Source organism: Chromobacterium sp. Panama (assembly GCF_003052555.1).
Taxonomy (GTDB): Bacteria; Pseudomonadota; Gammaproteobacteria; order Burkholderiales; family Chromobacteriaceae; genus Chromobacterium.
On sequence record NZ_QARX01000001.1, the window covers coordinates 1,375,876 to 1,388,278 of the forward strand.

A 12,403-nucleotide genomic window follows, 5' to 3' on the forward strand; every position below is an offset into this window, starting at 1 on the left:
TGTGTGGCTTTTTTGGCCATTGCCTGGATGCAATGAGGCGGGGATGCCCGATTTATCCTCGCTAAGTGGTTGTTGTATAGTTTCGTTGCAATAATTAAAACGTTATAAGGGCCTGTCGAGACCCGGCTGCCGGCCAAGGCAAGCGGCGCGGCGGCTTCGAAGAATGAGGGTGGGGAAATTCGTTCATGTCTTTCAAGACACGCATGAGTCAAATCGCGTCGCTGCTGGCCGGTCTTGGTCTGGCGGCGGCCGCTACGGCCGGCTTGGGGCCGATCCGGGTGTTGTCCGCCGATGGCGAGCCTTTCCTGGCGGAAATTCCGGTGGTGGACGAGGAGCCCTCCGACAATGTGCTGGTGGGCCTGGCGGATCGCAACCGCTATCCGCTGTTGTCCACTTATAGCGGTTCCGCCGGCAGCCTGCAGTTTTCCATCGTCCGTAAACCGGACGGCAATGTTCAGAAAATCCAGGTCAAGGGCGCCGCCAGTTATCCGGAGCCGCTGCTGCGCTTCGCCGTGGATCTGAGTTGGCCGGCCGGCCGGCTGGTGCGCGAGTTCGAAGTGGATTATCGGCGAGACGGCCCGCGCAACAAGCCCGCGCCGGCGCGGGAGGAGGGCAAGAAGCCGCTGGCCGGCGTCGACGCCTCGCCGCGGCTGGATTCCTTGGGCCTGAGCGACGCCCGCCTGCGTTCCCGTCTGGGCGAACCCTTGCTGTTGGAGCTGACTTTGCAGGGCAGCGCCTTGGATCAGGCGGACCCGCCGCGGCTGGCCTTGTTCGCTGTGGCGGCTCAGGGCGAGCCCAACGCCCAGCAAGTGCGCCTGGTGGCTTCCATCGTGCCCCACGTCGAAAAAGTGGCCAAGGGCCGCTTTAATGTGCAATTGCGCACCGAGCAGCCGGTGACCGAGCCGATGCTGGCCTTCCGGCTGGAGGTGGCGGCGGGCAAGCTCAAGGCGCAGAAAAACTACTCGGTGTTGCTGGACCCCCATTCGGCGGTCAAGCCGGCCCCCGTCGCCAAGACGCAGGGTTTGAAAGTGTACCGGGTGCTCAAGGGCGATACGCTGTCCGGCATCGCCAGCCGCGTGCGCGGCGGCGGGGAGTCGGGCGCGGTGGCGCAGCAACTATTGCAAGGCAATCCCGAGGCCTTCATCGCCGGAGACGCCAACCGCCTGCGCGCCGGCGTGGCGCTGGAATATCCATCGGAGTGGCAACTGCGCGGCCAGAGCGCCGCCCGCGCCGCGGAGCCTAAGCGGCCGGCGGCTTCGCCCGAGGCCCGCGCGGCTGAGAAAAGCGCGCCGCAAGACAGCAAGCCCCAGGCGCGCGCGCCGCAGGAACATCAGCCTCCGGCGCAGAAGCCCCCGGAACGCAAGCAGCCGGAAGCCGCGCGGCAGGAACACAAGCCGCCGGAATCCAAACCTCAGGAGCACAAACCCGTAGAAGCCAAATCGGCGGCCAAGCCGGCCGCTCCGCTCGCGCCGGCGCATCCGCCTGTCGCCAAGGAAGCGTCCAAACCGGCTCCGGCGGCGGAAGCCCCGAGGCAAGCGGCCGCGCCGTCGCAGCAGGAGAGGCATTTGCAGCAGATGCTGCAGCGGCAAGACCAGGCCCTGCAGCAAGCCGAGCAGCGGGCCAAGGCGCTGGAACAGAAAATCCAGGATTACCAGCGCCAGGCGGCGGCCAAGGCCGCGCCGGCCCCAGCGCCGGCGGAAAGAGAGCCCGGCCCCGAGTCCGCGCCGGAGCCCAAGGTCGAGACCAAGCCGGAACCCAAGCCGGAACCCAAGGTGGCGGCCGTCAGTTCCATGCCGGTCGCGGCGGCGTCCGCGCCGCAGGCGGCGACGGCGGAACACGCGGAGAAGCCTCCGGTTGTCGAAGCGGCCGCTCAGCACGAGCCGCCGCCGGCCAAACCCGTCGACAGCAAGGCTACGCCGGTCACGGCGGCGGCCAATGGCTGGACGGACGAATTGGCCGCGGCCTTGTCCGACGAGTCCATGCGCTGGAAGCTGGGCGGGGCCGCGGCGGCGCTGGGCCTGGTGGCCTTGCTGCTGGCGCGGCGCAAACGCAAGGGCGGCGGCAAGGACGAGCCCGCCGCGCCAGCCTTGAGCGGCACGGCGGCGGGCGCGTCGATGTTGGGGCCGTTGACGACCTTGATGAGCTCCTTGAAGAAGGGCGACGGCATCGACCTGTCCTCGGTGGACCGGGTGGCCGAAGCCGATGTCTACCTGGCCTACGGCCGCGACGACCAGGCTTTGGAGATTCTGCGCGAAGGCTTGGCTCACGAGCCGATGCGGCAGGATTTGCGCTACAAATTGCTGGAAGTCTTGTCCACCCAGCAGGACAAGCAGATGTTCATCGCCGAGGCCACCACCGCCAAGGGCGTGTTCGGCAAGGACAGCACCTTATGGATGAGGGTGTGCGAAATCGGCCAGACCGTCGCGCCAGGCCATCCGCTGTTCGCCCAGGCCAAGCCCGAGCCGGCGGCGGATGCGCCGCCGCCCGCGGCCGCCGAGCCTGCGCCTGTGGCCGCTCCCGCGGCCCCCGTCGCGGCAGCGCCCACACCGGCACCCGCGCCCGTCGCGGCAGCGCCGACGCCCGCGCCGGCAGCCGCGGCGAGCCCGGACGAGGAGAAAATGGAGTTGGCCAAGCTGTATCTGGAGATGGGCGACAAGGAAACCGCGGACGCCTTGATGAAGGAGGCCGGCCGCTAAAGCGCCGGTCGCGCCCGCGCGCATGGAAGAGGTCGGCCGCGCTTGACGCGAGCCGGCCTCTTTTCGTTTTGCTTCGACGGCGTCTTATGCCGCGGTTGGGCGCTTTTCTCGTGCGTTCGCAGCAAACGTCATCGTTTGGTCGTGGCGCAAACCGGGCAGGATAAGGTAGAGTGAGTGCTTTATTGCTGAAACGACGCGGCGCGCCGCGTCGGAGTTTGAAGAAGGTGTGGGTATGAGGATAGCGCTCGGCATCGAGTATGACGGTCGGGCGTTCGCCGGCTGGCAGACTCAGCCGCATGGCAATACGGTGCAGGACAGATTGAATCAGGCGATCGCGCAGATCGCCGGCGTGGAGGCCGTCGGCACGCTGGCCGCGGGCAGGACCGACGCCGGCGTGCATGCGGCCATGCAAGTGGTGCATTTCGACAGCCCGGCCGAGCGGCCGCTGAACGCCTGGGTGCGCGGCGTCAACGCCTTGCTGCCGGCTGAGGTGGCGGTGGTGTGGGCGCGGGAGGTGTCGGCGGATTTTCACGCGCGTTTTTCGGCGTTTTCCCGCAGTTACAGCTATTTTCTGCTGACCAGCCCGGTGCGGCCTTGTCTGCTGGCCGGCAAGATGGGCTGGTTTCATCAGGCGCTGGACGTGGCGGCGATGCGAGAGGCGGCGGCCCATCTGTTGGGGCGGCATGATTTTTCCAGTTTCCGCGCTTCGGAGTGCCAGGCCAAATCGCCGCTCAAGGATTTGCAGCGGCTGGACATCAGCGAGCAAGACGGCCTGATCCGCTTCGATCTGCTGGCGGACGCCTTCCTGCATCATATGGTGCGCAATATCGTCGGCGCGCTGGTCTACGTGGGCAAGGGAGCTTTGCGCGCGGATGAGATGGCGGGCTTGCTGGCCGCGCGCGACCGTACCTTCGCGCCGCCCACCTTCATGCCGGACGGTTTGTACCTGACCGGCGTGGGTTATCCGGAAACATATGATTTGCCGTCGCAGGCGGACGCCGCGCGGCTGGCTTTGTGGAGATGAGAGTGGGCGGCACGACCCGAATCAAGATTTGCGGCATTACCCGGCCGGAAGACGGCGTCGAGGCCGCGCGGCTGGGCGCCGACGCCATCGGCCTGGTGTTCTACGCCAAGAGCCCGCGCCATGTCGACCTCGAGCAGGCGCGCGCGGTGATCGCGGCGCTGCCGCCCTTCGTCAGCGTGGTGGCCTTGTTCGTCAATCCGGAGCCGGAGTACGTGCGCGAAGTGCTGGCCGCCTGCGCGATCGACATCTTGCAGTTCCACGGCGAGGAAGACGCCGCCTTCTGCCGCTCTTTCCAGCGGCCTTATCTGAAAGCGGTGCGGGTGAAGCCGGGCGTGGACCTGGCCGAGATCGCCGCCGCCTACCCGGACGCGCGCGCGGTGCTGAGCGACGCCTTCGTCGAAGGCGCGCACGGCGGCACCGGCGCCACCTTCGACTGGAGCTTGCTGCCGGAGGCCTTGCCTCTGCCGCTGATCCTGTCCGGAGGCCTGGACGAACACAATGTGGCGGCGGCGGTGGCGCAGGTGCGCCCGGCCGCGGTCGACGTCTCCAGCGGTGTGGAGGCGTCCAAGGGAATCAAAGATGCCGCCAGAATGGCGGCGTTCATATCAGGAGTTAGACATGGATCGTTATGACCTGCCGGACGCCCAGGGCCATTTTGGCCCGCATGGCGGCGTCTATGTCGCCGAAACCTTGATGGCGGCGCTGGACGAGCTGAAGAACGAGTACGCTCGCGTCAAGGCCGACCCGTCGTTCTGGGAAGAATTCCGCCACGAGCTCAAGCACTACGTCGGCCGGCCCAGCCCGGTCTACCACGCCAAGCGCTGGTCTGAGCAACTGGGCGGCGCGCAGATTTATCTTAAGCGCGAAGACCTGAACCACACCGGCGCGCACAAGATCAACAACGCCATCGGCCAGGCGCTGCTGGCACGGCGCATGGGCAAGAAGCGGGTGATCGCCGAAACCGGCGCCGGCCAGCACGGCGTGGCCTCCGCCACCGTGGCGGCGCGCTACGGCATGGAGTGCGTGGTGTATATGGGCGCCGAGGACATCAAGCGTCAATCGCCCAATGTGTTCCGCATGAAGCTGCTGGGCGCCACCGTGGTGCCGGTGGAGTCCGGCTCCAAGACGCTGAAGGACGCCTTGAACGAGGCGATGCGAGACTGGGTGACCAATATCGACAGCACCTTCTACATCCTGGGCACCGCGGCCGGTCCGCATCCCTATCCGATGCTGGTGCGCGATTTCGTGTCGGTGATCGGCGAGGAGGCCAAGGTGCAGATGCCGGAAGTGATCGGCCGCCAGCCGGATGTGGTGGTGGCTTGCGTAGGCGGCGGCTCCAACGCCATCGGCATGTTCTACCCGTATATCGGCGTGGACGGCGTGCGCATGGTGGGCGTAGAGGCCGGCGGTCTGGGCCTGGACTCCGGCAAGCACGCGGCGCCGATTTCCGGCGGCGCGCCCCTGGGCGTGCTGCACGGCGCCAAGAGCTATCTGATGCAGGACGAGAACGGCCAGGTGGTGGAAACCCATTCGGTGTCCGCCGGCCTGGATTATCCGGGCGTGGGGCCGGAGCACAGCTATCTGAAGGACATCGGCCGCGCCGACTACGTGGCGATCAACGACGACGAGGCTTTGCGCGCCTTCCACGACTGTTGTCACTTCGAGGGCATCATCCCGGCGCTGGAATCCAGTCACGCGCTGGCCTGGGCCGTCAAGGAAGCGCCGAAGATGGGCAAGGACCAGGTGATTCTGGTCAATCTGTCCGGCCGCGGCGACAAGGACATCAACACTGTGGCCGGTCTTGCCGGCATCACTCTGTAAGGAGGCGCTATGTCACGTATCGCCAAATGTTTTGAAGCGCTGGCCGGCGGCAAGGCGCTGATTCCCTTCATCACCGCCGGCGACCCGTCGCCGCAGCTGACCGTGCAACTGATGCACGGCCTGGTGGAGGGCGGCGCCGACATCATCGAACTGGGGGTGCCGTTTTCCGATCCGATGGCCGACGGCCCGGTGATCCAGCGCGCCTCCGAGCGCGCTCTGGTCCACAAAGTGGGTCTGCGCCAGGTGCTGGAGCTGGTGGCGGCGTTCCGCCGCGACAACGATCACACCCCGGTGGTACTGATGGGTTATCTGAATCCGGTGTTCGCCATGGGCTATCAGGACTTCGCCGCGGCGGCCAAGGCCGCCGGCGTCGACGGGGTGCTGACTGTGGACAGCCCGCCGGAGGAATCCGCCGATCTGTCGGCGGCCTTGACCGCCAACGGCCTGGATCCGGTATTCCTGATCGCGCCCACCACGCCGCCGCAACGTGTGGCGGAAATCGCCAAACTGGCGCGCGGATACGTCTATTATGTGTCTCTGAAGGGGGTGACCGGCGCCGGGCATCTGGACATTGACGACGTAGCGCGTAAAATTGCTGCCCTTAGAGAATATTTGACCGTACCGATAGGCGTCGGCTTTGGCATTCGCGACGGTGCGACAGCCAAGGCGATCTCCGCCGCCGCAGACGCGGTGGTGGTGGGCAGCCGCTTGGTGCAGGAAATTGAGGCGGCGACACCCGAAACCGCCAAAGAGCGGTTAACCCGTCTGGTGGCCGAACTGAAGGCCGCCATCCGATAGAACACTGCGGGGGCTCAGCCCCCGTTTTACTGTGCCCGCCGTTTGGCGGCGGGCCCAAGAATCAAGGAGTCAGCATGAGCTGGTTGAATAAGCTCCTGCCGCCGAAGATCAAGCGCGACAACCGCGCCGACAAACCTTCCGCGGTACCGGAGGGGCTTTGGAGCAAGTGCCCGGAATGCGAAGCCGTGTTGTATTACACCGATCTGGAGAGCAATCTGCAGGTGTGTCCCAAGTGTAATCACCACCATCCGCTGACCGCGCGCGAACGTCTGAACCTGCTGCTGGATGAAGAAGGCCGTCGCGAGTTGGGCGAAGAGGTCAAGCCGGTGGATATCCTGAAGTTCAAGGACAGCAAGAAGTATCCGGACCGCCTGACCGCCGCCAAGAGCGACACCGGCGAGGACGACGCGCTGGTGGTGATGCAGGGCAGCATCGAATCGATGCCGGTGGTGGTGGCCGCGTTTGAATTCAAATTCATCGGCGGTTCCATGGGCTCGGTGGTGGGCGAGCGCTTCGTGCGCGGCGTGCGCGCCGCGGTGGAGGCCAAGGCGCCCTTCATCTGCGTGGCCGCTTCCGGCGGCGCGCGGATGCAGGAAGGCTTGAACTCGCTGATGCAGATGGCCAAGACCAGCGCGGCCTTGCAGCTGCTGACCGACGCCAAGCTGCCCTTCATCTCGATCCTGACCGACCCGACCATGGGCGGCGTGTCCGCCTCCTTCGCCTTCCTGGGCGACGTGGTGCTGGCCGAGCCCAAGGCGCGCATCGGCTTCGCCGGCGCGCGGGTGATCGAGCAAACCGTGCGCGAAACCTTGCCGGAAGGCTTTCAGCGCGCCGAGTTCCTGCTGAGCAAGGGCGCGGTGGACATGGTGGTGGACCGCCGCGAGCTGAAGCGCAAGCTGGCGGAGCTGTCCACGCTGCTGATGAAGGAGCCGGCTCCGGTCTGATCCGCAGCCAAGCCGCATTGAAAAGCCGCCAGAGATGGCGGCTTTTTTATTTGGCGCGGCAGGTTTGCACCGCGCGATTGAATTGCGTCAGGAACTGCGGCGATTCGCGGGCGAGAAAGGCTTTGCCGAAGTAGACGCCGAAGGGCAGGCTTTGCGCCAGTTCGCTGCGCAGCTGCTCCTGCACGCCCATCTTGGCGATCAGCGCGTCCACCACGTAGGCGTTGCCGAGAATGGCGTCGACGCGGCGGCTCAGCAGCATCTTGACCAGCTGTTCGCTATTGGGCGGGGTGGAGGTGAGCTGGTAGCCGTGTTCGCGCAGCCAGTCGTCCATATTGGAGCCGTTGAAGGCGGCGGTGCGGCCCTGGCGCTTGAAATCGCTGCCGGACGGGGATTGCGGATTGTCCTTCAGCAGATACCAGCGCCGCTCGTAAGGCAGGATGGGAGCGGACAACACCGCGTAGCCGTCGCGCTCCGCGGACGGCGTGGCGGTGAAGAAGGCGTCGGCCTGCTGGTGCTGCACCTGCCATTGCGCGCGCGGCCACGGCAGGAAGGCGATGGAGTAGGGGCGTTGCAGTTGTTTGAGCGCGCATTGCACCACTTGCACCGCCAGGCCGTCGGCGCTGCCGTCCTCCTTGCGGAAGGAAAGCGGAGCTTGCTGATGGGTGTTGAGCCGGATGGGGGGCTCGGCGGCGGCGGCGCCGGCGAGCAGCAGGCCGGCAAGCAGGACGCGTCGGATGGGCGACGGGCATGCGTGGCGGCGGGGAAGGCGTTGCGCGGCCTTGCGTAAAAAATGGGCGGCAGTCATTTGTTTTTTGCAATCATGGAGTTGCCGGTCTTATCCACATGCTGTCACCAGATTTGCCCATTGGCAAGGTGGGAAAGTTCCCCGGATTTGCCTTTTTTATAAGCGTAAGAGGCAAGTGGCTAATTGCAAAAGTTTTTTTGGCGTCCGGCCGGGGTTATCCACACAGTTATCCGGCGATTGCTGTGGAAAACCCGGGCCGCCGCCGCCTTCATTCCGCTTGTTCCAAGGCCTCCAGTTCGGCCTGGGCGTCCAGCCAGGCTTCCTCCACTTCGGCCAGACGGGTCGCCACCTCGCCCTGGCGGCGCACCGCGTCGGCCAGCCGTTGCCGGTTGGCGTCCTCGTAGGCGTCGGCGGAGGCCATGAAGCCGTCCAGTTCGGCTTTCGCCGCGCTGAGCTGGTCCAGTTCCTTTTCCAGCTTGTTCAGCTTGTTCTGCAGCGGTTTGCGCAGCAGGGACAGCCGCTGCCGCGCTTCCGCCTCCTGGCGTTTCTGTTCCTTGCGATTCAGGCCCTGGGCATCTCCGGACGAGGGCTTGTCGGCGTCGGCGAGCAGGGTCAGCCGCCACTGGCGATAATCCTCCAGATCGCCGTCGAAGGGTTGAACCTTGCCGTGGCTGACCAGCCAGAAAATATCGGTGGTGGCCTCCAGCAGGCTGCGGTCGTGGGACACCACGATCAGCGCGCCGCTGAAGTCCTGTAGCGCCATGGTCAGCGCATGGCGCATTTCCAGGTCCAGGTGGTTGGTGGGTTCGTCCAGCAGCAGCAGATTGGGTTTTTGCCAGACTATCATCGCCAGCGCCAGCCGCGCTTTCTCGCCGCCGGACATCGGGCCCACCGGATCGGTGGCGGCGTCGCCGCGGAAGTTGAAGCCGCCCAGGAAGCTGCGCAACTCCAGTTCGCGCGTGGTGGGCGCCAGTCTTTGCATATGCTGCAGCGGCGTTTCGTCTTCGCGCAGGGTTTCCAGCGTGTGCTGGGCGAAATAGCCTATCTTCAGCGTCTGCGCGTTGACGACTTCGCCGCGCAGCGGCGCGAGGTCGCCGGACAGCAGCTTGACCAGGGTGGATTTGCCAGCGCCGTTGACGCCGAGCAGGCCGATGCGCGCGCCGGCCTCCACCGATAGATTCAGTCCGCTAAGAATGGCGGTGGAGCCGTAGCCGACGTCGGCCTGTTCCAGCTTCAGCAGCGGATTGGGCAGGTTGTCCGGGCTGTCGAAGTGGAAGTCGAACGGCGAAGCCACGTGGGCCGGCGCGATGCGCTCCAGCTTTTCCAGCGCCTTGACCCGGCTCTGCGCCTGGCGCGCCTTGGACGCCTTGGCCTTGAAGCGGTTGACGAAGGATTCCAGGTGGGCGATCTGGCGCTGCTGTTTTTCGTATTCGCCTTGCTGGCGCGCCAGTTTTTCCGCGCGCATCACTTCGAACTGGCTGTAGTTGCCGGTGTACAGCGTCAGTTCCTGGTTGGCGACTTCAACGATGTGGTCGCAGACGCTGTCCAGGAAGTCGCGGTCGTGGGAAATCATCAGCAGGGTGCCCGGATAGCCTTGCAGCCAGTCTTCCAGCCACAGCACGGTTTCCAGGTCCAGGTGGTTGGTGGGTTCGTCCAGCAGCAGCAGGTCGGAGCGGCACATCAGCGCCTGGGCCAGGTTGAGGCGCATGCGCCAGCCGCCGGAGAAGCTGGCCACCGGCCGTTGCTGGGCGTCCACGTCGAAGCCCAGGCCGGTCAGCAGCTTGCCGGCGCGCGCCGGCGCGGCGTAGGCGTCGATGCGCGCCAGTTCGCCGTGCAGATGGCCGATGGCGTTGCCGTCGTGCCGCTCTTCGGCGTCCCGCAGCCCCTGTTCCAGCTGGCGCAGCTCATGGTCGCCGTCCAGCACGTAGTCCAGCGCCGAGCGTTCCAGCGCCGGCGTTTCCTGCGCTACATGGGCGATGGTCCAGTGCGGCGGCAGCAGCGCGTCGCCGCTGTCGGCGTGCAATTCGCCCATCAAGAGCGCGAACAGGCTGGATTTGCCGGCGCCGTTGGCGCCGGTGAGGCCGGTCTTGTAGCCGGGGTTGAGCGTCAGGTTGGCGCCTAGCAGCAATTCTTTCAGGCCGCGGCGCAGATTGAGGTTTTTGAGTTGAATCATAGGAGTCCGAACGGCCGCGCCGGCGTTCGCGGCCGGCGCGGCGCATGGGTGTGGGTCAGGCCAGGGGCAGCGCGCTGAGATCCCAGCGCGGCTTGATCGAGTAACTGCCGGGGGCTTGGGCGTGTTTCAGCCGCATCGCGCCGGCGAAGGCGATCATCGCGCCGTTGTCGGTGCACAGCGCCAGCGGAGGATAGAAGACTTCGAAGCGGCGACGGCGCGCGGCCTCGTCCAACGCGGCGCGCAGCTGCTTGTTGGCGCCGACGCCGCCGGCCACCACCAGCCGCTTCATGCCGCACTGCTTGAGCGCGGCCAGCGATTTCTTGGTCAGCACTTCGACGATGGCTTCCTGGAAGGCGCGGCAGATGTCCTTGCGCGTCTGTTCGTCGATGTGGCCGTCGGCGTCCGCCACCTGCTTGCTCAGCGTCAGCACCGCGGTTTTCAGGCCGGAAAAGCTCATGTCCAGATCGCCGGAGTTCAGCATGGGCCGCGGCAGGGTGAAGCGGGCCGGGTCGCCTTCCTCGGCCAGCCGCGACAGCAGCGGGCCGCCGGGATAGGGCAGGCCCAGCAGTTTGGCGGTCTTGTCGAAGGCCTCGCCGGCGGCGTCGTCCAGGGTTTCGCCCAGGATTTGGTAGTCGCCGACGCCGCGCACCGCCATCAGCTGCGTGTGGCCGCCGGAAACCAGCAGGGCCAGGAAGGGGAACTCGGGCTTGGGCTCGGCCAGCAGAGGAGACAGCAGATGGCCTTCCAGATGATGGACGCCCAGCACCGGGATGTTCAGGCCGAAGGCCAGCGCGTTGGCCACGCTGGCGCCCACCAGCAACGCGCCGCCTAGGCCGGGGCCCTGGGTGTAGGCGATGGCGTCGAGGTCGGCCAGGGTCTTGCCGGCCTCGGCCAGGCAGGCCTCGGTCAGCGGGATGGCGCGGCGGATGTGGTCGCGGCTGGCCAGCTCGGGGACCACGCCGCCGTATTCGGCGTGCATGGCCATCTGAGTGTGCAGTTGGTGGGCCAGCAGGCCGCCGTCTGTGTCGTACAAAGCGACTCCGGTTTCGTCGCAGGAAGATTCAATACCTAGTACCAGCATGTTTGGGCGCAGCTCGGATATAGCGGGACAATCTTTCTATTTTACCGGTGAATCTTTGTTCGCCCAAATCCGGATGTTAGGCTAGGCCGTTTCGGAATTCCTACTATGAGGAGAGGCGGGGATGAAAGCCAGGTTGAAGTGGGTGGACGGCGTGTGTTTTCTGGGCGAAAGCGGCAGCGGTCACGCGGTGGTGATGGACGGCGCGCCGGAGGGCGGCGGCAGGAATCTGGGGCCGCGGCCCATGGAGCTGTTGCTCTTGGGCACCGCCGGCTGCACCAGCTACGATGTGATCACCATTCTGAAAAAATCGCGGCAGCAGGTCAGCGATTGCTGGGTGGAGATCGAGGCCGAGCGCGCCGAGGAGGAGCCCAAGGTGTTCACCCGCATTCATTTCCACTTTGTGGTGAGCGGGCGCGAACTGAAGGCGGACGCGGTGGAGCGGGCGATCAGGCTGTCGGCGGAGAAATACTGTTCCGCCTCCATCATGCTGGGCAAGACCGCCGACATCAGCCACGATTTCGAACTGCGCGACGCCTGAGAGCGTGGCCGACGGCGGGCGGGCCGGCCAGCAGTTCCGCCGCCAGGTTCAGCGCCGCGTCGCAGTCCGGGCGGTGGCGCAGCGGATAGCCCCAGAATTTTTCGAAGCGCGGCGCGAACTCGTCCAGATAGCGCTGTTGGTCGGTCAGAGGAGCGATCACGATGGTGCCCCGGATCAGCTGGCGGATTTGCAGCCGGTTGTCCTTGACCCACAGCGCCGCCATCTTGCGGATGATGCGCGCGTGCAGGTCCAGCTCGGTGGGGGCCGGTTCCTTGGCGATGAAGACGAAGGGGCGTTGCTGGAGCAGCAGCTGGTCCAGCGTGGCGAAGATGTCGGTGGGCTGCTGTCCATCCGGGCGGCGGCGATCCAGCCAGACGATGGGAAAGTCTTGAGCGTGGAATTGCATGGCTTTTTTGTAAATGAGAATCAATATCATTGTATCGATAAAAACCCGCTTTGTCATCTCGTCGCGGCCGCGGCGCGGCCTTGAGATTCGCGCCGACGGTCCCCATCTTCCCCAAAGCCGGCCGCGGGCGCAAAGCTTGGGTTACCGGGCGTAAGCCGATACAATAGGCGGTTTTGC

General features: G+C 65.9%; 11 protein-coding genes. 7 read left to right on the plus strand and 4 right to left on the minus strand.

The genetic code is table 11. From position 1 onward, the window contains the following. Positions 1-203 precede the first annotated feature (203 nt). The 6 genes from DB032_RS24390 to accD all read left to right on the plus strand — a co-directional run bounded on the left by DB032_RS24390 (position 204) and on the right by accD (position 7,283). The gene (locus DB032_RS24390) at positions 204-2,696 is read left to right on the plus strand and encodes a FimV family protein (RefSeq protein ID WP_199225832.1); all 2,493 of its coding nucleotides are present in this window, start codon (positions 204-206) and stop codon (positions 2,694-2,696) included. 232 nt (positions 2,697-2,928) lie between these two features. Further along, entirely contained in the window at positions 2,929-3,720 is a 792-nt protein-coding gene (truA, locus tag DB032_RS06425; protein ID WP_107798735.1) for a tRNA pseudouridine(38-40) synthase TruA, read from the plus strand. 2 nt (positions 3,721-3,722) lie between these two features. After that, positions 3,723-4,352: a phosphoribosylanthranilate isomerase gene (locus DB032_RS06430; protein ID WP_227103612.1), complete on the plus strand. Its 630-nt coding sequence runs from the start codon at positions 3,723-3,725 to the stop codon at positions 4,350-4,352. After that, positions 4,339-5,541 carry a tryptophan synthase subunit beta gene (trpB, locus tag DB032_RS06435; protein WP_107798737.1) on the plus strand — a complete coding sequence of 401 codons (1,203 nt, stop codon included), beginning with the start codon at positions 4,339-4,341 and terminating at the stop codon, positions 5,539-5,541. The genes DB032_RS06430 and trpB overlap by 14 nt, the downstream gene beginning before the upstream one ends. A gap of 9 nt (positions 5,542-5,550) precedes the next feature. Beyond that, the gene (gene trpA, locus DB032_RS06440; protein ID WP_107798738.1) at positions 5,551-6,339 is read left to right on the plus strand and encodes a tryptophan synthase subunit alpha; all 789 of its coding nucleotides are present in this window, start codon (positions 5,551-5,553) and stop codon (positions 6,337-6,339) included. Positions 6,340-6,413: 74 nt separating this feature from the next. Continuing rightward, positions 6,414-7,283: an acetyl-CoA carboxylase, carboxyltransferase subunit beta gene (gene accD / locus DB032_RS06445; protein ID WP_107798739.1), complete on the plus strand. Its 870-nt coding sequence runs from the start codon at positions 6,414-6,416 to the stop codon at positions 7,281-7,283. Positions 7,284-7,329: 46 nt separating this feature from the next. Here accD and DB032_RS06450 read toward each other — a convergent pair whose 3' ends face one another. The 3 genes from DB032_RS06450 to tsaD form a co-directional block, all read right to left on the minus strand. Beyond that, the gene (locus tag DB032_RS06450; RefSeq protein ID WP_107798740.1) at positions 7,330-8,088 is read right to left on the minus strand and encodes an ABC transporter substrate-binding protein; all 759 of its coding nucleotides are present in this window, start codon (positions 8,086-8,088) and stop codon (positions 7,330-7,332) included. A gap of 208 nt (positions 8,089-8,296) precedes the next feature. Next, entirely contained in the window at positions 8,297-10,201 is a 1,905-nt protein-coding gene (locus tag DB032_RS06455) for an ATP-binding cassette domain-containing protein (protein WP_107798741.1), read from the minus strand. A gap of 55 nt (positions 10,202-10,256) precedes the next feature. Beyond that, positions 10,257-11,282 carry a tRNA (adenosine(37)-N6)-threonylcarbamoyltransferase complex transferase subunit TsaD gene (gene tsaD / locus DB032_RS06460; RefSeq protein ID WP_107798742.1) on the minus strand — a complete coding sequence of 342 codons (1,026 nt, stop codon included), beginning with the start codon at positions 11,280-11,282 and terminating at the stop codon, positions 10,257-10,259. Between the two features lie 121 nt (positions 11,283-11,403). Between tsaD and DB032_RS06465 the strand changes: the two genes are divergently transcribed. Next, positions 11,404-11,820 (plus strand): OsmC family protein, encoded by a 417-nt coding sequence (locus tag DB032_RS06465; protein ID WP_107798743.1) that lies wholly within the window; start codon positions 11,404-11,406, stop codon positions 11,818-11,820. On the opposite strand, the gene DB032_RS06470 is transcribed toward DB032_RS06465, so the two are convergent. Beyond that, positions 11,789-12,226 (minus strand): hypothetical protein, encoded by a 438-nt coding sequence (locus DB032_RS06470; protein ID WP_146176588.1) that lies wholly within the window; start codon positions 12,224-12,226, stop codon positions 11,789-11,791. The two genes, DB032_RS06465 and DB032_RS06470, sit on opposite strands and share 32 nt — an antisense overlap. Positions 12,227-12,403: the final 177 nt, after the last annotated feature.

Coding starts and splice junctions, on each gene's coding strand:
- tsaD (WP_107798742.1), bottom strand. CDS start 11,282: ATGCTGGTACTAGGTATTGAATCTTCCTGCGACGAAACCGGAGTCGCT.
- truA (WP_107798735.1), top strand. CDS start 2,929: ATGAGGATAGCGCTCGGCATCGAGTATGACGGTCGGGCGTTCGCCGGC.
- trpB (WP_107798737.1), top strand. CDS start 4,339: ATGGATCGTTATGACCTGCCGGACGCCCAGGGCCATTTTGGCCCGCAT.
- DB032_RS24390 (WP_199225832.1), top strand. CDS start 204: ATGAGTCAAATCGCGTCGCTGCTGGCCGGTCTTGGTCTGGCGGCGGCC.
- DB032_RS06455 (WP_107798741.1), bottom strand. CDS start 10,201: ATGATTCAACTCAAAAACCTCAATCTGCGCCGCGGCCTGAAAGAATTG.
- accD (WP_107798739.1), top strand. CDS start 6,414: ATGAGCTGGTTGAATAAGCTCCTGCCGCCGAAGATCAAGCGCGACAAC.
- DB032_RS06450 (WP_107798740.1), bottom strand. CDS start 8,088: ATGACTGCCGCCCATTTTTTACGCAAGGCCGCGCAACGCCTTCCCCGC.
- DB032_RS06465 (WP_107798743.1), top strand. CDS start 11,404: ATGAAAGCCAGGTTGAAGTGGGTGGACGGCGTGTGTTTTCTGGGCGAA.
- trpA (WP_107798738.1), top strand. CDS start 5,551: ATGTCACGTATCGCCAAATGTTTTGAAGCGCTGGCCGGCGGCAAGGCG.
- DB032_RS06470 (WP_146176588.1), bottom strand. CDS start 12,226: ATGCAATTCCACGCTCAAGACTTTCCCATCGTCTGGCTGGATCGCCGC.